Source organism: Alteromonas sp. IB21 (genome assembly GCF_016405965.1).
GTDB lineage: Bacteria > Pseudomonadota > Gammaproteobacteria > Enterobacterales > Alteromonadaceae > Alteromonas.
This window is the reverse complement of the sequence record NZ_JAEFCD010000020.1, coordinates 27351-50059: the sequence shown is the minus strand read 5'-3', so window position 1 is coordinate 50059 and position 22709 is coordinate 27351. Positions and strand designations below refer to the sequence as shown.

At 44.5% G+C, this 22709-nt stretch carries 22 protein-coding genes; 5 read left to right on the top strand and 17 right to left on the bottom strand.

The window, feature by feature from the left end; all coding sequences use genetic code 11:
• Nucleotides 1–31: 31 nt before the first annotated feature.
• Entirely contained in the window at nt 32–1399 is a 1368-nt protein-coding gene (gene radA, locus JC525_RS13875; protein ID WP_198816349.1) for a DNA repair protein RadA, read from the bottom strand.
• Between the two features lie 188 nt (nt 1400–1587).
• Here radA and JC525_RS13870 point away from each other — a divergent pair, with 188 nt between their 5' ends.
• On the top strand, nt 1588–4113 hold the full coding sequence (locus JC525_RS13870; protein WP_198816348.1) for a PilZ domain-containing protein: 2526 nt from the start codon (nt 1588–1590) through the stop codon (nt 4111–4113).
• A gap of 136 nt (nt 4114–4249) precedes the next feature.
• Here the strand turns inward: JC525_RS13870 and serB are convergent, their stop codons facing one another.
• Entirely contained in the window at nt 4250–5233 is a 984-nt protein-coding gene (gene serB, locus JC525_RS13865; protein WP_198816347.1) for a phosphoserine phosphatase SerB, read from the bottom strand.
• Between the two features lie 226 nt (nt 5234–5459).
• Here serB and JC525_RS13860 point away from each other — a divergent pair, with 226 nt between their 5' ends.
• Entirely contained in the window at nt 5460–6068 is a 609-nt protein-coding gene (locus JC525_RS13860; protein ID WP_233095206.1) for a hypothetical protein, read from the top strand.
• A 25-nt stretch (nt 6069–6093) separates the two neighbouring features.
• Here JC525_RS13860 and JC525_RS13855 read toward each other — a convergent pair whose 3' ends face one another.
• The 10 genes from JC525_RS13855 to rpoE form a co-directional block, all read right to left on the bottom strand.
• Complete coding sequence (locus JC525_RS13855) at nt 6094–6900, bottom strand: TatD family hydrolase (RefSeq protein WP_198816345.1); 807 nt, start codon at nt 6898–6900, stop codon at nt 6094–6096.
• A gap of 55 nt (nt 6901–6955) precedes the next feature.
• A complete protein-coding gene (pdxH, locus tag JC525_RS13850) occupies nt 6956–7594 on the bottom strand; it encodes a pyridoxamine 5'-phosphate oxidase (RefSeq protein WP_198816344.1) in 639 nt (212 codons plus the stop codon).
• A 261-nt stretch (nt 7595–7855) separates the two neighbouring features.
• Entirely contained in the window at nt 7856–8767 is a 912-nt protein-coding gene (gene era, locus JC525_RS13845) for a GTPase Era (RefSeq protein WP_159120297.1), read from the bottom strand.
• A 19-nt stretch (nt 8768–8786) separates the two neighbouring features.
• Nucleotides 8787–9473 carry a ribonuclease III gene (gene rnc / locus JC525_RS13840; RefSeq protein WP_159120277.1) on the bottom strand — a complete coding sequence of 229 codons (687 nt, stop codon included), beginning with the start codon at nt 9471–9473 and terminating at the stop codon, nt 8787–8789.
• Nucleotides 9473–10375: a signal peptidase I gene (lepB, locus tag JC525_RS13835; RefSeq protein WP_198816343.1), complete on the bottom strand. Its 903-nt coding sequence runs from the start codon at nt 10373–10375 to the stop codon at nt 9473–9475. The genes rnc and lepB overlap by 1 nt, the downstream gene beginning before the upstream one ends.
• Nucleotides 10375–12171: a translation elongation factor 4 gene (lepA, locus tag JC525_RS13830; RefSeq protein WP_198816342.1), complete on the bottom strand. Its 1797-nt coding sequence runs from the start codon at nt 12169–12171 to the stop codon at nt 10375–10377. The genes lepB and lepA overlap by 1 nt, the downstream gene beginning before the upstream one ends.
• 313 nt (nt 12172–12484) lie before the next feature.
• Nucleotides 12485–12931 (bottom strand): SoxR reducing system RseC family protein, encoded by a 447-nt coding sequence (locus tag JC525_RS13825; RefSeq protein ID WP_198816341.1) that lies wholly within the window; start codon nt 12929–12931, stop codon nt 12485–12487.
• An 11-nt stretch (nt 12932–12942) separates the two neighbouring features.
• Complete coding sequence (locus tag JC525_RS13820) at nt 12943–14076, bottom strand: MucB/RseB C-terminal domain-containing protein (protein ID WP_198816340.1); 1134 nt, start codon at nt 14074–14076, stop codon at nt 12943–12945.
• 181 nt (nt 14077–14257) lie between these two features.
• Nucleotides 14258–14839 carry a sigma-E factor negative regulatory protein gene (locus JC525_RS13815; protein ID WP_198816339.1) on the bottom strand — a complete coding sequence of 194 codons (582 nt, stop codon included), beginning with the start codon at nt 14837–14839 and terminating at the stop codon, nt 14258–14260.
• A 99-nt stretch (nt 14840–14938) separates the two neighbouring features.
• Nucleotides 14939–15517, bottom strand: coding sequence for an RNA polymerase sigma factor RpoE (gene rpoE / locus JC525_RS13810; RefSeq protein WP_198816338.1), 579 nt, complete (start codon nt 15515–15517; stop codon nt 14939–14941).
• 197 nt (nt 15518–15714) lie between these two features.
• Here rpoE and nadB point away from each other — a divergent pair, with 197 nt between their 5' ends.
• The gene (nadB, locus tag JC525_RS13805) at nt 15715–17400 is read left to right on the top strand and encodes an L-aspartate oxidase (RefSeq protein WP_198816337.1); all 1686 of its coding nucleotides are present in this window, start codon (nt 15715–15717) and stop codon (nt 17398–17400) included.
• Nucleotides 17401–17636: 236 nt separating this feature from the next.
• On the opposite strand, the gene JC525_RS13800 is transcribed toward nadB, so the two are convergent.
• From JC525_RS13800 to JC525_RS13795, 3 genes are all read right to left on the bottom strand, one after another.
• Nucleotides 17637–18512 (bottom strand): MaoC family dehydratase, encoded by an 876-nt coding sequence (locus JC525_RS13800; RefSeq protein ID WP_198816336.1) that lies wholly within the window; start codon nt 18510–18512, stop codon nt 17637–17639.
• The gene (locus tag JC525_RS19955; protein WP_233095205.1) at nt 18513–18908 is read right to left on the bottom strand and encodes a hypothetical protein; all 396 of its coding nucleotides are present in this window, start codon (nt 18906–18908) and stop codon (nt 18513–18515) included.
• Nucleotides 18909–19032: 124 nt separating this feature from the next.
• Complete coding sequence (locus tag JC525_RS13795) at nt 19033–19284, bottom strand: FAD assembly factor SdhE (protein ID WP_105931697.1); 252 nt, start codon at nt 19282–19284, stop codon at nt 19033–19035.
• A gap of 188 nt (nt 19285–19472) precedes the next feature.
• Here JC525_RS13795 and ygfZ point away from each other — a divergent pair, with 188 nt between their 5' ends.
• The gene (gene ygfZ, locus JC525_RS13790) at nt 19473–20519 is read left to right on the top strand and encodes a CAF17-like 4Fe-4S cluster assembly/insertion protein YgfZ (protein ID WP_198816335.1); all 1047 of its coding nucleotides are present in this window, start codon (nt 19473–19475) and stop codon (nt 20517–20519) included.
• A gap of 78 nt (nt 20520–20597) precedes the next feature.
• Nucleotides 20598–21083 (top strand): FKBP-type peptidyl-prolyl cis-trans isomerase, encoded by a 486-nt coding sequence (locus tag JC525_RS13785; protein WP_198816334.1) that lies wholly within the window; start codon nt 20598–20600, stop codon nt 21081–21083.
• Between the two features lie 97 nt (nt 21084–21180).
• Here the strand turns inward: JC525_RS13785 and JC525_RS13780 are convergent, their stop codons facing one another.
• Both JC525_RS13780 and nadE read right to left on the bottom strand, forming a co-directional pair.
• A complete protein-coding gene (locus JC525_RS13780; RefSeq protein ID WP_105931694.1) occupies nt 21181–21519 on the bottom strand; it encodes a P-II family nitrogen regulator in 339 nt (112 codons plus the stop codon).
• A 2-nt stretch (nt 21520–21521) separates the two neighbouring features.
• Entirely contained in the window at nt 21522–22358 is an 837-nt protein-coding gene (nadE, locus tag JC525_RS13775) for an ammonia-dependent NAD(+) synthetase (protein WP_198816333.1), read from the bottom strand.
• Nucleotides 22359–22709 lie beyond the last annotated feature (351 nt).

Sequence of the window (22709 nt, the reverse complement as noted above, 5' to 3'; positions counted from 1 at the left end):
AACGTCAGTGTTTCAGGCTATGCGAATAACTTTACTCTAACGCATCTAATGCTTCAGACAGTCGTGCCACCGGCACAACCTGCATACCATTAACAGGCTGTTTAGGTGCGTTTGCTTTAGGCACAATAGCACGCTTAAAACCATGCTTTGCTGCTTCTACTATGCGCTCTGTCCCATTTGGAACTGGACGTATTTCACCCGCCAACCCTACTTCTCCAAATACGATCAGTTCTCTTGGTAACGAACGGTTTCTAAAGCTGGAAATCATAGCTAACAATAACGCTAAGTCAGCGCTTGTTTCCGAGACACGCACGCCTCCAACCACGTTAACAAATACATCTTGATCGTTCATTTGTACATTGCCATGACGATGCAACACAGCTAATAGCATTGAAAGCCGGTTCTGATCAAGGCCAACCGCAATGCGCCTGGGGTTAGACATTTGTGAGTAATCTACTAGTGCTTGTATTTCTACCAGCAAAGGCCGCGTGCCTTCCCAAATGACCATCACACTAGACCCGGGCGTTTCGTTATCACCGCGGCTTAAGAAAATGGCAGAGGGATTACTGACTTCTTTTAGACCCTTTTCTGTCATGGCAAATACGCCAAGTTCATTGACCGCTCCGAACCGGTTTTTGTGGCTGCGCAACGTGCGATATCGACCGTCACTTTCCCCTTCAAGCATCATGGAGCTATCGATACAGTGTTCAAGCACTTTTGGACCCGCTAAGTTACCATCCTTTGTAACATGGCCGACAATAAACATAGCAATGTGATTTTGTTTCGCGAAACGCGTTAAATACGCAGCACTCTCTCGTACCTGCGAAACGCTCCCCGGCGCCGACTGGACATCTGAAACATGCATTACCTGAATCGAGTCGATAACCATAATTTTAGGTTTTTTCGTCAATGCTAAGTCGCATATTGTCTCAACGTTTGTTTCAGCCAGCATCATCAGCTTGTCATCGGGAAGGTTTAAACGTTTTGCTCGCATGGCAACTTGTTGAAGCGACTCTTCCCCTGTCACATAAAGCGCGGTTTCGCTCTTCGCCATCTGACACATGACTTGCAGAAGCAGCGTACTCTTACCTGCGCCGGGTGACCCCCCTATCAACATAGCGGCCCCCGGAACTATACCACCACCGAGCACTCTATCGAGTTCTTTGAATGTTGAAGAAAATCGCGGGAGTGATTCCAAGTCTATCGCGTTAAGAGTTTCGATTTTAGCTGCGGTTTGCCCCGCATAACCAGACGTGGTTTGTCGAGCGACACTTTTCACACTTGCAACCACAAACTCACTTATCGTGTTCCACGCTTTACACTCAGAGCATTGCCCTTGCCATCTGGGAAACTCTGCCCCGCAATCAGAACACACATAAGCAGTTTTACGTTTTGCCATATTCCAGTATTATCCAAAGACCAAAAAGAGTATTCTAACATGCTATAAAAGGGAATTAATCAGAAACCTACCCCCTCGCTATACTTATGATTTTAGCCAAAAGTATTATAACTTTTCGGGTTAATGTGTTTTTCTGATTGGCCGATAAAAACTAGAATAATGAAAACTAAGAGTAAAGTTGCGCCTTCATGAGTCAAGATTTAAAGCAATACGCTGATATAATTGAACAGTTAAAACCCATGGTTAACGAGCCTGAGTTTAACCAAGTGTTGCTTCAAGTTGCCGCAGATGTGCCCAAGGAAAAACGTTTCTTAATAAAAATGGAAGTGAAGCGTTTAGCAAAGCCGTGTATGCGCACCATTGATTTGAGAGGGCATGTAGATGGCAAGTGCAGAAAGTATGTGCATGAAGGTCGAAGCCACTACATGGATGATCTTGCTGTCGATAAGTTCGAAGAGCAACTGCGTGTGTTCGGTCGCTACACTTATGGCGTTTACGAGGCGGTCCAGAATACTGAAAACAACTTTCGATTGTTACGGGAAAAAGAGTTAGCGCAAGAAATTGCAGATAAAGAGAACCCTTCGGCCCAAAAACGCTCTGCCGTACTAGAACAATTTAAGGTTCCCACCGTCAATTTGCTAGATTACAGTCAGCGCAACACAGAGCGAATGAACTTTGCTGTGGCCGTTGAAATTTTCAACACTGCAAATCAGTCGATGCGAGGCTTGAGTGTTGATATTTCACTTGAAGGACTTCAAATAAAGCTTTCAAAAGACGCTTTTTTCAAAACAGGCGAAAAGCTTTTTATCTATTTCAGAGGTTTGGAAAACGAGTTTGCCATGGATAAAAAAAATGGCATTGCTTATAAACTCGTTAAAATAATTACCAAAAACGATATTAACTATTTAGCGCTACAACGAGATAAAGAACTTCCAAACCCTGCTTTCGATAAATTTTTAGAAAGCTTTATTCACGGCAATAAACGCCGCTACAAAGTGAATATGAATAATACCGTTGAGGCGATCACTAGTAAAACTTGTGAACAATTTTTTTCACCGCGCAGCCCAACGCTTCCTGTATTCATAGACGCGATAAATAATACACTAGTACCACGCTTTGCAATGGCCAACGAGGTGAACAGAGAGACCGTTCAGTACTGGCAAGATGAAGAAGGCATCTGCAGATTAAATTTTCTTTTAACGCAGGAGCGCCTTGCTCGACTTCTCAACAAGTCTGAAGAAGCCCGTGAAATTTTCATTTTCAGCTTTACCCATTTGCATGGCGAGAAAGTTTATTTTTACTCAGCCTCTTTTGAAGAGCTCATGCAAAAAGATATGCTTTTTCGCGTTTTTCTGGGCTTTGGCTCAAGGAAAGCGAGCTGGCGCGTGTTCAAAGTTACCCTTACTGACATGAATCCCGAACAGGCTCATATTCCTCTTTCAATTCCGGATTCGGTAGGAAGTAAAGTTAAAAAACTTAACTCACCGCCTTCGGCGAGATTGATGTCAAAACTTAAAAGTTTACGATATTTGGCTCACATCACGGACGTGACTTCGGTGACCGGTCAAGAAACTTACAATGAGTTTAAGTTTAACCGTAGCGATCTTACTCATTTGCGCCATTTCGGTCATCCACGTAATCGCGCCCCATCTAACATTCACGTCGTACGCTTCAAATATGAAGAACAACGTATCGAAAGCCGATATCAATTAAGAACCCAAGTTGAAGCTCGCTTTAATAATGAAGATACGGTGCACACTGGGGTTAGTGAAGATATATCAGTTCACGGTTTGGGTCTAAGGATAGAATTGAGTAAAGAGTACAAAGGCAACTTGGAAGGTAAGGTAGAAGTAGCCTTTCCTCGCCTTCAAGAGATTGCTAGCTCTTTCGACGTTATGCACCTGCAATACGAAGTTATTTACCACAACGTAGATAAGAACATTTTGCATTTAAAAACCATGCCTGGCGACGAAGGGAAATCCGCTCGCACTTTTTTTGAAGAACTGATTAAAAAGAACAAAGCCAGTTTAAAAGTTGAGAGTGACGAAGAAATAGTCCCCGGCATTGGTCAAGCACTTCGCTGTATCAACGCGAGAAATGCGACTTCTCTTTCTTTTTTGATGAGCAAAGAGGGGGTTCGCTATACGCCTCAGGCTTGCATAGTTGGTAAACAAGATGAAAGAGTCACAAACTTAACAACGCAATATGCGGAACGAGGTAAAGTTAATTTAGAGTTCCTGTTCAGAGATAGAAAACAAGACTCACCTTTCGTACAAAGTGGTATCAAAGCCGTTAAGCTTGAAAATATGCCGCTACGTCAAGAACTATTTATTTCGTTCGATGCATCCCAGAAAGACCCTCGCATGGCAATAATTCCGCGCTACTCTGACAAGTTTGAAAGCAACGAGCAACGCCGTGCTTTCATAAGAGAGGCGATGACACGAGGCCAATTTATAGCTATTCACGTGATGTTAACGACTACAGGTAAACCCGACATGAGTTTACTTCAAACCGAAATTAACTATGTCACCATGTACGCTGTGCATCGCGCTCGAGAGCTAGAGAAAAAAATGTGGAGTATTGCTGCATGCTCTCATCTTGTCGATGTGACAGACGAAGTATTAATCAGGTATGGCTTCTCCAGAGAAGACATCACCGCAAACAAAACGTTAAAGAGCACAACTCCTGAGCGCCCTGTTCTAAGCGATGCCTAGCGGCGCGTTTACATTTATCTTTGAATGATTTGTGCTTAGCTTGTTGCTTAAAATGAAGGGTGCATAGCCTTCTAAGCTACCCTTCAGCTGGATCCCTGCAACGAAAACGCAAAACCAGCAAAAAACTACCAGCGACCTATTTATCTAGGAAGTAAAGCAGACTATGCAAGCTTCCAATACGTATCGCCACATCTGCTTTTTCATTAACCAGTGGCTTACCATGGCACGCCACACCTAACGCTGATTCCGCCATCATTACTAAGTCGTTAGCGCCATCACCCATAGCTACCGTTTGAGAAAATGGGATTTCCCACTTGTCAGCCAGCGTTTTAACCGTTCTGGCTTTAACATCAGCATTAACGATTTCACCTTCTACTTTTCCGGTGAGCTTATCACCTTCAATGGCGAGCGTGTTCGATATTGCAAAATCAAGACCGAGTCTTTGCTTTAAATGATCTGCGAAAAATGTGAACCCCCCCGATGCTATAGCGAGCTTCCAATTATTCTTCTTAAGTTCTGTCAACAAGCGTTGAATACCTGGCATGATTGGGATGCTATCGCGAATTCGATCAAGGTGAGCAACGGGCACGCCTTCCAAACACGCTACGCGGTTTGTCAAACTGTCATTGAACGCAATTTCTCCTCGCATGGCTTTCGCTGTCACCTCCGCAACTTGCTCACCGACACCAGCTAGTTTCGCAATTTCGTCAATACACTCTATTTCAATTACTGTGCTATCCATATCCATTACCAATAAACCTGGTTTGGATAGAGATGGACGCGATGCTTGTAGCCCTATATCTAGATTATAAGAAGCAGAAACATCGCCTAAAAGTGGTTTTATATTTTCAAGATCGGCATGAGCCAGCGTACCTTGAATTTCGATAACGTCTTCACCTAAGCATTGATGTAGATGATGAAAAGCTAAACTTGTGGGGGTAAACACATCTTTCAGTTTATTTAGCACACCCTCTATCAAGTAAGGAGTAACGGCTTGACCAATCACAGTTAGAGTGTGAGTAAACGTCATGTTATTGTGTGAAGAGCCAACGACCTGTGAAAGCGAAGAGGCAGTGTGCGAGTTGTGGTCATTGAGCGTCGAGAAAAGTGTGTTTTTCATGGTGAAAACAGAAACTGCAAAAGTAAGCAAAAGATACCCCAATGCTAACTAATTAGGCTAACTAATAAAATATCATCTTTAAAATTATTTAGAATTCCCCTACTGTTAGGAAAACGCAAAGACTTTATGGAAATACGAATTGGACGATGTGCTTAATAAAGAGGCAACGTATAATAAAAATGACGCTCATTCATTATATACGGCGCTAAAAAGACTTTTCCACACATTGATAGTATGCACAGTGTTTGCGCTAATTGTTGTATTGCTATTGTTGTTTCAGCAATATCAGAGTGATTGGCTGACGGTTCAAACCCGGTATTCGGGTGAAAGTATAGCAAGACAATATGCAAAACTCTTACAGCCTGCATTTATTGCTGACGATCTATCTAATTCGACATCGCATTCAAGTGCCGGTGTTTCTCAAAGACAAAGAGACTATATAGAGGCCGTCGCCTCCGTATTAGTTGACGAGCCGCATGTATTGGCCTTGTCTGTTTTTGATAAAGACGGACGTTACATTGCGCCATTGCCGAAAATAGACAGCGTGGTTGAATTAAGCCAATCACAGCATGTTACGCCGCTTACCTACGTTGGTATGATCACCGATACAGAGAACAATTTGCTGGGTTATGTAAATATCCATATTGATACCCAAGCCGTATTAGAAAGCCCGCTTACACTTCGATACCAATTGGCACTCATCGCAGGGATTTTAGTGTTTCTTGCGCTGTTATTTGGCGTTTACCTTACACGGGGTTTTTACAAATCCCGGCCTTGGTTAATTCAAGTCATAGAATCTAAAAGAAGCACGTCAACTTTAGAGAATAGGCGATAGGACACGCAGCCATTTATTCTCGACGTTACTCGTCTCCAAATAAGCGAAAGTAGTTACGTGTTGTTACCGTTATCACCTCTCTTTTTTTTACGCTATATAGCTTGCTTATCGCGTCTACCACGTCTGTGAGATAACAAGGTTCGTTGAGCTCTCCCTGACGCCCGCACATTGGCATATCCGGCGCATCTGTCTCAAGGAGTAGTCTATCAATGTGGTGTTCCAGCAAATAGCCCAACGTTTGTCGCGTTTTTTTTGCCCGTTCATAGGTGATTGTGCCACCTATGCCTAGATAAAAACCGCGCTCTATATAACTCTTTGCTACTTCAACACTGCCAGAAAAAGCATGAATAACCCCACTGCCTTGATAGTTAGCTTGCTTAAAGCATTCAAGCAGTAAGTGATGGCTCTTTCTGTGATGGACGATAATGGGTAAGGATATGCGCTCGGCAAGGGCCAGGTGCGCATTGAAGACCCGCTGCTGAAGCTTTACGGGTGTATCGATATGTCCATCAACCCCGGTTTCGCCAATGGCTTTTACCGATGCATGTCTATCTAACGCTGCTGCTTCAAGTAGCGATAGTTGATGAGATATAACCTTGTCTGATGGAAGACCATCGTTCGCGTCGAGAAAATAAGGGTGGAGCCCAAGTGCACTATCAATTGGGATTATGTTTTGGTATTGATCTGCTATGTTCTGAAGCGCTCGCCAGGATTCAGGATGAATGCTTGGCGCCATTATCCTCGATAACCCTGCAGCTTGAGCGTTATCTAACACCACCTCAAGTTTTTTGCGTGACGCAAGTAAATCAAGATGACAGTGACTATCTATCATAACGTGAATGCCACGAAATAAGCTGTATACGGATTAAACCTTAAGCAACTCTTCTTTATGGCATTAAACGCTGTGTAGTCCAAATGCCTTCTTCCGTTTTATTGTACTCAAACCGATCGTGGAGCCTGTCTTCACCACCTTGCCAAAATTCAATTTGGTGAGGCACAATTCTAAAGCCGCCCCAAAAATCGGGAACAGGAAGTTCCTTGTTGGCAAATTTATCTTTGAGCTGCTTGAACTGGGTAAGAAGTAATTCTCTACTGCCAATAGGTTTACTTTGTTTCGAAGCGTAGGCGGCAAGTTGACTGTCTTTCGGCCGAGAGAAAAAGTACGCAGCGTTTTCAGAAACAGAAAGCTTCTCGACACTTCCGCACACTCTTACTTGGCGCTCCATAAAGAACCATGGAAAATGGCACGATACTTTTGGATTGACGGACAATTCTTGCGCTTTGCGGCTACCTAAATTAGTAAAAAACACAAAGCCTTTCTCACTCACATCTTTTAGAAGCACAATGCGTTGTGAAGGCTGCCCACTGTCATCAACCGTGGCAACCGTCATTGCTGTCGGATCGGGAATGCCCGCGTCGATAGCATCTTTCAGCCATTTATCGAATAAGGTAAACGGATTTGAAGTAATATCTGACTCACTCAAACTGCCCTTTGAGTACTGCCTGCGCATATCTGAAATTGCCATATACCGCTCCTGAAAAAAGGTTATTTCGCCTGCGAGTGCTTTTAAAACCGAATAAGTAAATAACCGTGTAAATACTTACACCGGCGCATTTTACTAAGGTAGTTGCCAAAAGCCATTCAGTTAAACAGCTAAACAGCTAAACAGCTAAACAGCTAAACAGCTAAACAGCTAAACAGCTAAACAAAAATGCTGACTGACTATAATTTCTAATACAACGCCAGTTACAGCTAACTAGCGTTATAAAGAAAGTATAATCTTAAACTAAAAGTTGCTGTCGTCGCCGTAACCAAGCGAGCGTAATGCACGTTCATCGTCTGCCCAACCTTGCTTAACCTTAACCCAGAGCTCTAGGAACACTTTGTTGTCAAATAAGTTTTCCATGTCTTTTCGGGCATGCTCACCAATGGTTTTCAAATGCTTTCCACCTTTTCCGATAATCATGCGTTTTTGCGTTTCACGCTCAACCAGAATAAGGCCACTTATGCGGTACACCCCATTTTCAGCCATCTTAAATTGTTCTATCTCAACGGTAGTTGAGTATGGCAATTCGTCGCCCGTAAACCGCATGAGTTTTTCACGGATTATTTCAGCCGCCATAAAGCGACTAGAACGGTCGGTGATGTAGTCTTCAGGAAAGAAGAACTCGCTTTTTGGCAGAGATTTGGCAACAAGCTCTCTTATTTCGTCGACCATTTTATTCTGTTTTGCACTAATCGGGATCATATGCTCAAACCCGTGTTTTTCGCCGAGTTTTTTAAGATGGAGCATGAAGTTTTCTTTATCTTCCACCTTGTCCATTTTATTTACGATAAGATAGCAAGGAAGGTTTGATTGCTTCACTTTGTTTAACACCATTTCATCGTCGGCAGTAAAACGGTCGCCTTCTACGACAAATAATACAAGACCAACTTCGGCAAGTGAACTGGATGCCGCACGATTCATATAGCGATTAATGGCGCGTTTTTCGTCTTGATGAAGGCCTGGCGTATCAACATATATCGCTTGATACTCACCGTCAGTGTCGATACCCAAAATACGATGTCGGGTAGTTTGCGGTTTGCGAGAAGTAATACTTACTTTTTGGCCCAGCAAACGATTAAGCAAGGTTGACTTACCCACATTTGGCCGACCAACAATAGCCACTAAACCACAGCGTGTTTGGATATCTGGCATTTCTGGCAAATCTGATTCATTATGCGTTGTCATCAAGCTTCTCCAATGTTAAACGAGCAGCTTCTTGTTCTGCTTTACGACGACTATTGCCAGACGCCACGACTGCTTCAGAAAGACTTTCTACTTTGCAGCTCACTTCAAATGTTTGCGCGTGATCTTTGCCCGAAATTGACAGCACCTCATAGGTCGGTAGCGACTGCTTACGCCCTTGCAAAAACTCTTGAAGGCGTGTCTTGCTGTCTTTAGGGTGCGCGTTCGGGTCTAATTTGTTGATACGACTTTCCCACAGTCTGTCAATGACGCTACGGACTTCATCCATACCAGAGTCCAAGTAAATTGCCCCTAAAATGGCTTCAACGGCATCGGCTAATATTGAACTTCTGCGATGCCCACCACTTTTAAGCTCGCCAGGACCAAGGTTCAGCAACTCTCCCACGCTCGCTTCTTTAGCTAACTCCGCTAGCGTTTCCCCTTTGACCAAGGTTGAACGCATTCTGGTAAGCTTTCCTTCAGGCACCGCTGGAAAACGTTTGAACAAGGTTTCCCCAACAATCATACCTAGGATGGCATCGCCCAAAAATTCTAAACGTTCGTTGTGCTGCTTTGCCGCACTTCGATGAGTGAGCGCCTGCTCCAGTAAAGCTTCATTGTTAAACGTATAGCCTATCGCCTTATATAGACGACGATATTTATCAATTCCCTGCATTAATGAATGCCACCTGCTCGCTCAAATCGAATACCTGTGGGCACCCACGTCGGTAAGAAATCTGCAGGGCTACGCTCAAACTCAAATGAAATCCAGATCGCTACCGCTTTTCCGACCAAATTCGCATCGGGTACAAACCCCCAGAAACGACTGTCACGGCTATTGTCGCGATTGTCACCTAGCACGAAATATTGACCTTCTGGCACAATCCACTCGTTGCTCCGCGTGCCCGGCTGAGTGTAAAAATTAACCGGTGATATCTCGCGCACGGGGTGGCGTAAAATGTCGTGCTCTACTGTGCCTAAATCTTCGGTATAACGCATCAATTGCGCCATGTCCTGTACAAACTCACCTCGCTCTTGGAACGTAAGCGGTACTGCTTTTAACTTCGGACAATTGTTGCCAGACTCGCATTTAGGTTTGATATAAACCTGTTTATTTTGATAAACCACGGTGTCACCCGGTAGCCCTATAACGCGCTTGATGTAGTCAATTGACGGGTCTTCTGGGTATTTAAATACCACCACGTCTCCACGCTCTGGCACGCCAGTTTCAATTAGCTTGCTTCTGAAAACCGGGTCTTTCACGCCGTAGGCAAACTTTTCTACTAAGATGAAATCCCCCACTAAAAGTGTGGGCATCATAGAACCTGATGGAATTTGAAACGGTTCGTACAAAAACGAACGCAACACCAATACAAACGCGATAACAGGGAAAATCTGTTGCGAGGTGTCAACTAAGTATGGCAGTTGAGGATCTTCTCCGTAGCCCGCACCTTCTGCGGTAGCCGCAGCTTGTAAACGCGCTTTTCGCTTTGGCGCAAACACCAGGCTATCCACTAGCCAGATTAATCCTGTTATTAAGGTGAGTGCCACCAAAATCAAGGAGAAGTAATTTGCCATTATTTACCTACCTTAAGTATTGCAAGGAACGCGTCTTGTGGTAATTCTACATTACCCACTTGCTTCATTCTCTTCTTACCTTCTTTCTGCTTTTGAAGTAGCTTCTTCTTACGGCTCACGTCACCGCCGTAACACTTCGCGATTACGTTCTTACGCAACTGCTTCACTGTACTTCTTGCAACAATATGGTTACCAATAGCCGCTTGAATAGCGATGTCGAACATCTGGCGTGGGATAAGCTCACGAAGTTTTTCAACTAACTCGCGGCCACGACCTTGAGAATTTTCTCTGTGCGTAATAACCGCGAGTGCGTCTACGCGCTCGCCATTGATAAGAATATCGACACGCACCATATCCGAGCTTTGGAAACGCTTGAAGTTGTAATCCAACGATGCGAAGCCACGGCTGGTTGATTTCAAACGGTCGAAGAAATCAAGTACCACTTCAGCCATCGGCAGTTCGTAAGTGACTGCTACTTGTTTACCGTGGTATGTCATGTTGGTTTGCATACCGCGCTTTTCAATACAAAGGGTAATGACGTTACCTAAATATTCTTGCGGTACAAGAATATTAGCTTCAACCATAGGCTCTCGAATTTCAGCGATATCATTAACCGGTGGCAGCTTTGCTGGACTATCAACGGTAAGTATTTCACCCTTGGTGGTTTCTACTTCGTAGATTACCGTAGGCGCAGTAGTGATAAGGCCTAAGTCATACTCACGTTCTAAGCGTTCTTGAATAATTTCCATGTGTAGCATGCCAAGGAATCCAATACGGAAACCAAAGCCGAGCGCCGCAGAGCTTTCTGGCTCATAAAAAAGCGATGCATCGTTTAGGCTAAGCTTCGCGAGGGCATCACGAAAATCTTCGTAGTCATCCGAGCTTATTGGGAAAATACCGGCATAAACCTGAGGTTTAACTTTTTTAAAGCCTGGTAACATGGCATCCGCGGGATCGCGCGCCAACGTAATGGTATCACCCACCGGCGCACCTTGAATGTCTTTAATCCCCGCAATAATGAAGCCTACTTCACCCGCTCTAAGTACACCCGTATCCAAAGGCTTAGGCGTAAATACACCAATTTTGTCAACCTGGTGTGTTTGACCGTTCGACATGATTTGAATCTTGTCTTTTTTGGTAAGTTGCCCTTCGACGATGCGTACCAAGGAAACAACACCTTGATAGTTGTCGAACCACGAGTCGATGATAAGCGCCTTGAGCGGTGCTTCGCGGTCGCCACCTGGCGGTGGTATTTTATTTACAATGACTTCAAGTACTTCTTCAATACCGATACCGGTTTTCGCTGAACAGCGCACAGCGTCAAGGGCATCAATACCAACAATATCTTCTATCTCTTCTGCAACACGGTCTGGCTCAGCCTGAGGCAAATCGATTTTGTTCAATATAGGCACTACTTCCATATCCATTTCGATGGCGGTATAGCAGTTTGCCAATGTTTGCGCTTCTACGCCTTGCCCTGCATCAACAACCAGCAGCGCACCTTCACAAGCGGCAAGTGAACGAGATACTTCATAAGTGAAATCAACGTGCCCTGGGGTATCGATGAAGTTAAGCTGATAGGTTTCACCATCGCGCGCTTCATAGTTCAGTGTCACGCTTTGCGCCTTGATAGTTATACCGCGCTCTTTTTCAAGGTCCATAGAGTCGAGGACCTGCTCAGCCATTTCGCGATCTGTTAGCCCTCCACAGTGCTGGATTAAACGATCTGACAGCGTAGACTTACCGTGGTCAATGTGGGCGATAATACTGAAGTTACGAATGTGCGATTGTTGCATAATGCTGGAAATTACCTGCAGAAAAATTCATTAAACAAAAAATGCTGCTTGCCTTGCTTCAAGGGTTATACGCAGCGCGTGCGGATTTTACCCATTTCTGTCGCGAAAAGCGAATCACCATGTAGAAAATTAGTAGGCTAGGGTAAAAGGGGTACGTAAATTGATAAACATCCAAGATAACAACTGCCTTATTACTTCCTCAAAAAGGCAAGACGCTACGTTGTTCTACACTTATTTCCTTGTTAAAAAGCATTTTACGCGTGATACGGATCTCATGCCTATTCATCCTGATATAAAGAACGTATATAAGTGATTAGACGTCTGATATACCAAGCAGGATAGGTTGATACTTGGCACTTTCAACGCGCCTTAGCTTATATGCAATGAGCTTGTAAACTAAAAAGGTAGTAGCGGCACTAGGAATAATCGCCCACAATTCATGAACGATAGCACTGCTGCTAAGCACTGACATGAAGGCTGAATATGACCCCATAAAGGTTATCAGCGGTAACAGGTATAACCATGCGGACGCACTTAAAATGCCGGCCTCAGGTATACCGACGGTGACTTTTTGTCCCACATGAACAGTCATCGGGGTTCTTAATGTCAACTGCTGAGTTTTCGGTGCAATAGCGCGGGAAATAACTCCCGTGCCACAATCACTTTGCGCTTCGCAAGCGTTACAGGTCGATTTAATTGCTGCTTCAACGGTAACGCGATCTCCGTCTACCGCAATTACCAACGCTGTTTCTTTAATCATTAATCCTAGTTCTAATTAGTGACTGGTCTTAGAGAATTTGCAATGGCGTTAGCAGTTTGCAGTGGTATCTCCCCCACTACTGTCACTTGCGCCTTGCCATCGGTAAGCGTTAGAAACGTACTCACTTCGTTACGCAGTGCTAACGTCTCGCCTAACGCATCATCGGCCGGTTGTACATATACAGACACATCGACCAGCCCATCTGAAAAGAGTTTATACTCTACCACCTGCCCCGTTAATGCCAGTCGTCTTGTATCTTGCTTTATTTCTCGCATTCCCGCTGGCAAATAGGTCACATCCCAGTTGTGTGGTCGCACAGGCATGTTACTTAAGGCCATTGGCGGGGGTAAAGACGCAGAATTAATGCGTGAAAAATACTCTGCTGGCGACGGTGATATAGCAAATGCAGTAACTTGAATCTGCTCTAAAAGCCCTCCCTGTAAATCGAGCATATTTAGCTTTAACAGCATACCTGACGATTCGTCTAGCCATAGTTGATAGCCAAAGCGAGTGTTGTCTCGGCTCACAATTCGAATTTGCTGAGCCGAACGACCTGCTACCCTTGCTCTTCCCACCGCCACAAATTCATAAGCGTCTAAAAGCTGCTCTGGGTGGTAAAGAAGTGCACTAGGTATAGGGCCATTGATATGTTTAGAGCGCAGACTGTATGGTTGCACGTCGGGTTCAAACACGCTTACCACGTCGTTTACGCGAATTAACTCTCTACCTGGACCGTTTTGGAGATTTAACTGTTCTAGTTCCGAACCGTCTTCCATAATTCCATGACGCCAAAGATAAGGAATGGTTTCCTTACCCGCAACAGTTTGAACGAATGACACCTGAAAGTTGGCATTGGTGACTATGTTCTGCAGTTCAGCGAGCCACTGACTTGCAGATTGTGGCACTTCTGTTCGCCCCGCTGGCTTGCTTTGCTCATCAAGTTGAAGCTCTTGTTGCCTGTTCTCCGCCTCGTCGTTCTGGGAGATTCGCCTACTCGCATCTTCATCAACTATTCCCGTTGGAGAAGATTGAATAGAGGTATCAGATACTTCCGTTCCTTCAATAGAAACAACAGATTGGGCAACCGCTGGTTGAATAACACCGCCCGAAATGAAAAAAAGTGCAAGGATGGAACTAAAGCGCATTTTTTCCCGCCTTAAAACAAACATACCAGCAGTATATGCTGGTATGATTAAAATATGAAACCGCATCTCTGTCAGTGACGCTTTAGCGACAGCACGTTTCTGTGGATTGCTTTAACCGGCTCGTTAGCTAAGAGCATGTGCATCAGTAAATATGATGCACCAGTTTTCAAAATAAAGCTTACTACGGTCGCTGCGGGCCGCTCGCTTTACCTTCATTCTCTTCCTCTTGCGCTTGCTTGAGTTTTATTTGCTGTTCATGGTCAGCAATCAATGCATTTATCTTACGCTTTTTTTCAAGCACTTCATTCATGTCATTGCGCGGCAAAGTGCGGGTCTGCTCCAAACTAACCGGTGCTAGACCGCCTTGAGGGGCAATGGTCGGCGCTGTCATAAATGGTTCTGTGGGCGCGTCTTGATTGGTGTATTGAACACCAAAGATAACCGCCACAGCAACGGAAGCCGCTACCGCAAACTGACCCGATTGCTTTGCAAATGGAACAACATTTCCAATTAATGGGATTGATGTCCAACGGGAGCGTTTTGGTGCCACTATAGCAGGTTCGTTTTCAATGGCTGCGGCTACGCTTGCTGTAATATCAAGTTGCGGGGCAACGCTTGCTTCTTTGCGCATTGCACCGCGATACACGTGGTAACGTTTCCATTTGCCTTGAAGCGCCTCATCGTGCTTTATTGCATCGATGATATCATTGCCTTCTATCTCACCATCCATGAATGCGGACAATTTTTCTTGCTGTTGCGTCATATATTCATTTCCAGATCAATTTGATCGTTAACTACCCTAACACAGCTGTTAGTCATCTTATAAAAAAGAAAGTTCATCTTTTTTTGATTTTCTTTTTGTTTAATTCTCTAACAACGGCTGAATAACTTTATCTATCGCTTCACGAGCTCTGAAAATACGTGATCTCACGGTCCCAACAGGGCACGACATCACGTTCGCAATTTCTTCGTAGCTCAACCCTTCAATTTCGCGAAGTGTTATTGCCATACGCAAATCATCAGGCAGCTTCTCTACGACTTTAAAAAGCGTTTCTTCTAATTCTTCAGAGAGTAAACTTCTTTCCGGCGTTGACTGCTCTTTAAGTGCGTCACTGCCTTCATAAAAGTCAGCCTCATCGGCATCTACATCACTGGCCGGTGGCTTACGACCTTGAGATACAAGATAGTTCTTGGCGCTGTTTACCGCAATACGATAAAGCCAAGTGTAAAATGCACTGTCGCCACGAAAGTTAGGTAAGGCGCGATAGGCTTTAATGAACGCTTCTTGCGTTACATCAGCCACGTCACCGGTATTTTTCACATAGCGAGAAACGAGATGCATTACTTTGTGTTGATAACGAGTTACCAACAAATTAAACGCATTTTTATCGCCACGCTGTACTCTTTCAACCAGTTGCTGGTCGGTTATCTGCTCGCTCATTCGAGCCATTACTCCCTACTTCAACTACACAATAGCTCTAACAAGCATGTGTGTAGACGCGTTCTTTTCCTAAAAGTTCGGTAAAAGTATTAAATATTTGAAAAAATGCTTAAGACAGAGGCCAAGAATGATTGTGTTTTGCTTTTCATCCTTTAGACTTGCCGAACCTTTGCTCGTTTGGATTGATATAAAAATACATGAAATCTGTATCGTCTTCACTAACTTCCACATCAAATGCAATTGAACACCGTTGTGACGTATTGATTATTGGGAGCGGCGCGGCAGGATTAAGCCTTGCACTCAAGCTTGCCGACCATTGTCAGGTTATCGTGCTTAGTAAGAGTGATAGAAACGAAGGCTCTACACGTTATGCCCAAGGAGGTATTGCGGCAGTATTTGATGAGCAAGATTCTATTGACGCTCACGTGACTGACACGTTAGCAGCCGGTGCAGGACTTTGTGAGGAGCCTGCGGTGAGATTTACCGCAGAACGCGCCAAGTCTTCTCTAGAATGGCTAATTGGTTACGGTGTGCCATTCGACACAGAAAAAAGTGAGTCTGGAGAGGAGCGCTTTCACTTAACACGTGAAGGAGGTCATAGCCATAGACGCATTCTTCACGCCGCAGATGCCACCGGTGAAGCACTACAAATTACCCTGAACGATGCGGTATCCACGCATCCAAATATTCATGTATTTGAACGCTATAATGCTATTGACCTCATTCCCTCTAGGGAAGAGAAAAATAGTGTTGTGGGCGCCTACGTTTGGAACAGGCAACAAGAGCATGTTGAGGTTATTCGCGCGCCATTTGTTGCCTTAGCGACGGGTGGCGGAAGTAAAGTATATCAATACACGTCTAACCCGGATGTTTCCAGCGGCGATGGCATCGCTATGGCATGGCGAGCGGGCTGTCGCGTTGCCAATATGGAATTCAATCAGTTCCACCCGACGTGTTTATATCACCCGCAAGCGCGTAATTTTCTGATTACCGAAGCGCTGCGCGGTGAAGGCGCTAACCTTTGTCACGCTGACGGCACGCGCTTCATGCACAAATTTGATGAGCGCGGCGACCTCGCACCACGTGATGTAGTGGCCAGAGCCATCGATTACGAGATGAAGCGATTGGGTGCTGACTGCATGTACTTAGATATCAGTCATAAGCCCGCTGACTTTATCGTTAAACATTTCCCTAATATCTATCGAAAGTGTCGTTCTCTTGGCATAGATATTACCCGAGAGCCCATTCCAGTAGTACCAGCGGCGCACTATAGCTGCGGCGGTGTTATGACCGACTTTAACGCTAAAACTGACTTAAATAACGTTTATGCCATTGGTGAAGTGGCCTATACAGGACTGCACGGTGCAAACCGTATGGCGTCTAATTCTCTGTTAGAATGCGTGGTGTTTGCGAGCGCCGCTGCTGAAGATATTCTAAAAAAGCTCCCAAGTGCGGACTGCGAAGAATCTATCGCGCCTTGGGATGAAAGTCAGGTATCTAACTCAGACGAAGAGGTCATAATTCAGCATAACTGGCATGAACTGAGATTGTTCATGTGGGATTACGTAGGCATTGTGCGTACCGACAAACGTCTTGAGCGTGCTATGCGGCGGATTAAATTGCTAGAGCAAGAGATTACCGAATATTACTCTCACTTTAGGGTGAGCAACAACTTATTAGAGTTGCGTAATCTTGTTACTGTTGCGGAGCTTATTGTGCGATGCGCCATGGCGAGAAAAGAAAGTCGCGGGCTACACTTCAATCTAGACCATCCTGAGCAACTAGATGATCCCAAGCCTACTATTCTTACCCCAAGAAAGCAGCTCTCAGGTAGCGACGTGGGTTCATTGATTACCCATGACAGCTTTTATGACGCTGAGTAAAGTGGCAGCAAGTGCAACACCGTCAATTTAATTTGTCTATCTAGTCAGTTCATCTGCACGTTCAAACGCCCACTGGTAATTTTAAATCTTAAGAAAGAGAGCATTTAAAAAAGGCTCTCTTTCTACTTGAGCTCGATGAGTCCGTCTACTATGTACGTCAAATCAAAAGGCGGTTTTCGATTGTACTCAACGCAATAGTCTGCCACACGTCTTGCAACGTATAACTCCCCGTCTATTTAAGACTTGGCAAAGAACACTACACTTGCTGACAAATACGTGCTGCTATTATCGCTATCAGTAACATCGAGCAACGCATGAGTGTGTGTTTTGCAATGCTGATGAATATGAATGTCGCTTGGCAAGAAAACAGGTTTTTCAAAGCGACAGGTCACCTCTTCCACTTGCAGAGACTCGGCCTGTTCCTGATGACTTACAAACGCAGACACTGCGCGTGACAACGTCCACATACCATGTGCTATGGGCTGTTTAAACCCAAACGCTTTTGCTGAAATACTCGATAAATGAATGGGGTTATAATCCCCTGATAATTTAGCGTACCGACGGCCCGTATTTGCGTTCACACGGAGTGCCTCAATAAGATTTCTGTCTTGCAAATCACATTCATCACGCACGTCTTTTTTTGCAATAAAGGGCGCAACATGGACAGCTTTAACTTTGACTAAATAGCTGCTTATGGCCCTATATACGAGTTGCCCCGATTGAAGCGCCTCTAGCATAACGTCGACTTCCCATCCGCGACTATGTGGCCTTACATCGTGAAAGCGCACGCGACATTCAAAGGGCTCGCTTAAATTGACGTGCTCGATAATTGACACTTTATTGGCCGCATGAATGAGGCCTAGCAAAGGAAATGGACTTTTTTTGTCTAATAAACACTGCATTTGCAGCGGCAGCGACAACATCTGCAAATAAAGGGGGTGAGGATGTTCACTCGCCGGCCAGTCTACCTCTTGGCAAAACGCACAGTAATGCGCATTATCTATCTTAAGAGTATTGGTGTAGATACGCTGTGGCAGCGTTGGAGGCTTAAATTGCATTAACTGTCGTGCATCCACGCGTTTAAACAACGCTTTTGTATACTCACGAAACATCTATAAATTCCTTGAATTCGTTGCTCTTCTAGCAAAAATAATAGCTCTTGCTAAGCGCCTGTAATCTGCTTCGCAGCACTCTCCTTTTAATATCCAACCCAAGTGGCTGTAGTCCTTTTCGAACCATTTACGCTTACGGCGAAGCACCTTGATACAAAGCCCCCAAGAAAAAAGCTGTGAAGTATGATGGATTTTCTTCGCAGTACCGTCAGCGCTAGCATTATTTAAGGCGTGGTGAGCGGAACGCAAGGCCATGGCTCTTTCATCGTCAATAACCCGGATAACACCGTCGTTGGTGAGCGAGAGAACGTATTGAATCGGCGAATCATTGCATCTGAGCGTCGACCAAAGGCGCCACAACAACCAAAGAAGCGTTACCACAGCGGCAGCGGCCATCGACGCTGAAAAATTAAGCCGGGTTGAAACATTATAAGGAAGACTACATAGTGCCGCATAAAAACAAAGCGCTACGCATGCCTCCCCTAGCAAAGGTCTATATTTGTTACAGGTTACATTTATTCTATACTTTAACACGATTTACGATGGTCGCGACCATAGCGGCTAACTCAGGGTCTTCGCACTTTTGATGGCCCATAATCCACGCAAATAGGTCTGGGTCATCGCTAGTAAGTAACCGCTCAAATGTCTCTTGTTCTTCGTAGCTCAGAGATTCAAACGCCTCTTCAACGAAAGGTAGCAGTAGCACATCTAACTCCAGCATACCGCGGCGGCAAGCCCACTTTAATCTCGCTAATCTTTTTGGTTCAAACATCTGTCATCCTTACCACTTAGTATTATCTAACAATAATACCATGGCGCGAGTGTGGTGATCACTGCTCTTTTGGTCTGATGCGAAAACTAAATAGAACTTAATCTGTACAGAATTGCTTGCTTTGCCCTTGAATAATGATGGTTATGCCATATTCTGGGTACATACTATCAATTTTACACGTGGTGAATATGACCTCTATCGCATCGTTAAACGACCTCCCTGGTGAGTTTATGGTTAAGCTTTCCAACTCTATGATTATCTCTCTGGAAGGCGAGCAAGCCGACAATTACCTGCACGGTCAAATAACAGTGAATATCAATAAACTTGATAAGGTGACAGCGAGGCATTTTGCTCATTGTGACAACAAAGGTAAAACCTGGGCGACAGGTTATGTAACTCGACATGCCAATAAACTGTTGTTGCTTACCAATGCAGATGCGGGTCACCATTCTCTAGCGCAGTTGAATAAATATGGCGTCTTTTCAAAAGTAGATATAGTAGACGATACGCCATGCTATAACCCTTATTTTCTTTCATCTGACGCCGCTAACAACAACAGCACTCAACTATTGCTTCGTGAGCTTTTTGGAAGTGATGAACTAGAAAAACTATTTGGTTCAAATCAGAACCAAGCAAATACACTTCAAAAAGTAGAAAATGAGCACGGCGTGATATTTGCTGCAAATACAAGCCGCGAGGGCTTTGTACTGCTGCTAACTAAAGATGCTAGCGAGCAGTTTGAAGAAAACACAAGCGAACTCTCACTTCCTTGTTTTTCGCATACCGTATTCGACGCGATTCAAATAGAAAGTGTGCATGCCATGCTAGATAGTGAAGCCATTGGTGAATATGTTCCGCAAATGATCAATGTGCAGGCCCTTAACGGTATCGATTTTGATAAAGGCTGCTATATGGGTCAAGAGGTCGTTGCTAGAACCCGCTTTTTAGGCAAAAACAAGCGAGCCGCGTACAGTTTTAAGCTTGAAGGCCATGTTCCTGTGAAGGCTGGTGACAGCCTCGAAAAGCAACTCGGTGACAACTGGCGTGTTGCTGGTAAAGTACTTAAAGTGGCGGCGCTGGAAAGCGAAACGTGGTTTATAGCTGTGCTTAATAACGACACAACGTCTGAAGATTTACACAGACTGGCTGATAATAACGCGATTACCTGTTACCCTAATAGCTTGCCGTACAATATTGAGCAACAAGCTAGCAATATTGTAAAAAAACGTCGCTAAGCAGCAGTTTTGCTGCCTTTCATTTAATGCCCTAATTTTTGAAACAAGTTTAACAATAGGGCCAAGATAGGATTTGTTATGACAATTACTTCTGACAGCGTTGTAACGCTACACTACACCGTATCAACCGAAGACGGCACAACGCTAGACTCTTCAGAAGGGAAATCGCCGCTAGTCGTACTATTAGGTCGCCGCTTTTTAATTGAAGGCCTTGAAGATGCACTTATTGGCAAAACAAAAGACGATAGCTTTAATGTGTCTGTAGAGCCTGAGAAAGCATATGGAGAGCGAGCTGATGAATTGGTGCAAACCGTTCCTCGCTCAATGTTTGAAGGGATGGATGTTGAAGTGGGTATGTCTTTCCGCGCTACCACTCCCCAGGGTGAGCAATCGGTCATTATTATCGAAACCACTGATGACGAAGTAGTTGTAGACGGAAACCACCCGCTGGCGGGCATCCCACTTACATTCGATGTATCGGTTGTTGATGTACGTGAAGCTACGCAAGAAGAACTTGAACATGGCCACGTTCATAGTGAAGGCGGTTGCGGACACGATCACTAAAATTTTTGATCATTTGCTCTTAGATGAATGACAAAACACATAAACGAAAAGGGAGTCAATTGACTCCCTTTTTCATGCGCAGTAAGCACTCACAACGTTAAATCGCGTCTTCGTTTTGTTCTCCAGTACGAATACGTACTGCCTGCTCTACGCTGTAAACAAATATTTTTCCGTCGCCAATTTTGCCCGTTTTTGCTGAAGACTGAATCGCTTCTACGGCTTGCTCAACCCTGTCATCGTCCAGCACGAGTTCAATTTTAATCTTAGGTAGGAAGTCAACTTGATATTCTGCACCGCGATAAAGCTCGGTATGGCCTTTTTGTCGGCCAAAACCTTTAACTTCAGACACGGTCATCCCTGCGATACCGACTTCAGCTAGCGCTTCCCTAACATCGTCCATTTTGAACGGTTTAATGATAGCTTCAATTTTTTTCATGACTACAACTCATCGTAAATTGTTGGAATTGGCACACGTTTATGTTGTGTGCGCTCATAAATATAGAGCAATTTCTCTTCCACTTCTGCAGAAACCGGCTTACCTTCCAAAAAGTCATCTATTTGGTCGTAAGACATTCCCAACGCCTGTTCATCCGCCTTTTGTGGAGAAAGACTCTCCAAATCAGCGGTGGGAGCTTTGGTAATAACATTGTGCGGCGCACCTAAATGGGCCGCCACTGCACGTACTTGGCGCTTACTTAAGCCAAACAGCGGCGCCAGATCACATGCACCATCTCCGTATTTGGTATAAAACCCTGTAATATTTTCAGCCGAATGGTCGGTACCTAATACTAAGCCATCAACCATACCCGCAATTTCATATTGAATAACCATGCGAGTGCGCGCTTTAACATTACCCTTAACAAAGTCTTGCTTTGCTTCGCTAGCAGGAAGAAGGTCTGCATGGGAAAGCGCCTCTACGGTTGACGCATGAATGTTATCTGCACCTGGCTTCACGTTTACTGCGACAGAATAAGTAGGCTGAATAAAGTCGATAGACTTTTGCGCATCTTCCTCGTCCGCTTGCGTATCGTAAGGCAGACGAACTGCAATGAACTGATAGGTTTCGTGATGCTCTTCGTTTAATTCATTCACCGCTATTTGAGCAAGACGGCCCAATGTGCACGAATCAATTCCCCCACTGATACCGAGTACCAAAGAATTCAAACCGGATGTCAGCAACTGCTTCTTTATAAAAGAGACTCGACGTGCAACTTCATATTCCACGTCAATTTCAGGCAGCACTTTCATTTCATCAATAACTGCTTGTTTTTGCATTGTAATATCCACGTATTTTTAAGGCGTCCTGGAACTTGATTCTACGACAATATCACTTCGGATGTTAGTGTTATCGTCCCCTGTATTCGAAAGACATTGGCCCGTCTCACCGTTTAAAGGCCACGTCATCTTTATTATATTATGGTGCAGGCTAGGCATGTTATTTGAAGCCCCATTAACCATAAGGCGTATGGTCAACGATGCGATAACACAGTAAAACATACCTTTGCCGATGATTTTTAGTTTACCCTAAAATATTGGGTATTTATGCCTCATTATCTTTTGATTTCATTACATTGAAGATAGAAACACTTCGCGATGTCGGGATGCCCCCTCTAGCTATCCTGATGG

Excerpts from the sequence above, each read along its gene's own strand:
- nadB (WP_198816337.1), top strand. The coding sequence starts at position 15,715 with ATGAAATCTGTATCGTCTTCACTAACTTCCACATCAAATGCAATTGAA.
- era (WP_159120297.1), bottom strand. The coding sequence starts at position 8,767 with ATGCCAGATATCCAAACACGCTGTGGTTTAGTGGCTATTGTTGGTCGG.
- JC525_RS13780 (WP_105931694.1), bottom strand. The coding sequence starts at position 21,519 with ATGAAAAAAATTGAAGCTATCATTAAACCGTTCAAAATGGACGATGTT.
- nadE (WP_198816333.1), bottom strand. The coding sequence starts at position 22,358 with ATGCAAAAACAAGCAGTTATTGATGAAATGAAAGTGCTGCCTGAAATT.
- pdxH (WP_198816344.1), bottom strand. The coding sequence starts at position 7,594 with ATGGCAATTTCAGATATGCGCAGGCAGTACTCAAAGGGCAGTTTGAGT.
- JC525_RS13870 (WP_198816348.1), top strand. The coding sequence starts at position 1,588 with ATGAGTCAAGATTTAAAGCAATACGCTGATATAATTGAACAGTTAAAA.
- radA (WP_198816349.1), bottom strand. The coding sequence starts at position 1,399 with ATGGCAAAACGTAAAACTGCTTATGTGTGTTCTGATTGCGGGGCAGAG.
- serB (WP_198816347.1), bottom strand. The coding sequence starts at position 5,233 with ATGAAAAACACACTTTTCTCGACGCTCAATGACCACAACTCGCACACT.
- JC525_RS13815 (WP_198816339.1), bottom strand. The coding sequence starts at position 14,839 with ATGACGCAACAGCAAGAAAAATTGTCCGCATTCATGGATGGTGAGATA.
- JC525_RS13820 (WP_198816340.1), bottom strand. The coding sequence starts at position 14,076 with ATGCGCTTTAGTTCCATCCTTGCACTTTTTTTCATTTCGGGCGGTGTT.
- JC525_RS13825 (WP_198816341.1), bottom strand. The coding sequence starts at position 12,931 with ATGATTAAAGAAACAGCGTTGGTAATTGCGGTAGACGGAGATCGCGTT.
- JC525_RS13855 (WP_198816345.1), bottom strand. The coding sequence starts at position 6,900 with ATGATAGATAGTCACTGTCATCTTGATTTACTTGCGTCACGCAAAAAA.
- lepA (WP_198816342.1), bottom strand. The coding sequence starts at position 12,171 with ATGCAACAATCGCACATTCGTAACTTCAGTATTATCGCCCACATTGAC.
- rpoE (WP_198816338.1), bottom strand. The coding sequence starts at position 15,517 with ATGAGCGAGCAGATAACCGACCAGCAACTGGTTGAAAGAGTACAGCGT.
- ygfZ (WP_198816335.1), top strand. The coding sequence starts at position 19,473 with ATGACCTCTATCGCATCGTTAAACGACCTCCCTGGTGAGTTTATGGTT.
- JC525_RS19955 (WP_233095205.1), bottom strand. The coding sequence starts at position 18,908 with ATGGCCGCTGCCGCTGTGGTAACGCTTCTTTGGTTGTTGTGGCGCCTT.
- rnc (WP_159120277.1), bottom strand. The coding sequence starts at position 9,473 with ATGCAGGGAATTGATAAATATCGTCGTCTATATAAGGCGATAGGCTAT.
- JC525_RS13795 (WP_105931697.1), bottom strand. The coding sequence starts at position 19,284 with ATGTTTGAACCAAAAAGATTAGCGAGATTAAAGTGGGCTTGCCGCCGC.
- lepB (WP_198816343.1), bottom strand. The coding sequence starts at position 10,375 with ATGGCAAATTACTTCTCCTTGATTTTGGTGGCACTCACCTTAATAACA.
- JC525_RS13785 (WP_198816334.1), top strand. The coding sequence starts at position 20,598 with ATGACAATTACTTCTGACAGCGTTGTAACGCTACACTACACCGTATCA.
- JC525_RS13800 (WP_198816336.1), bottom strand. The coding sequence starts at position 18,512 with ATGTTTCGTGAGTATACAAAAGCGTTGTTTAAACGCGTGGATGCACGA.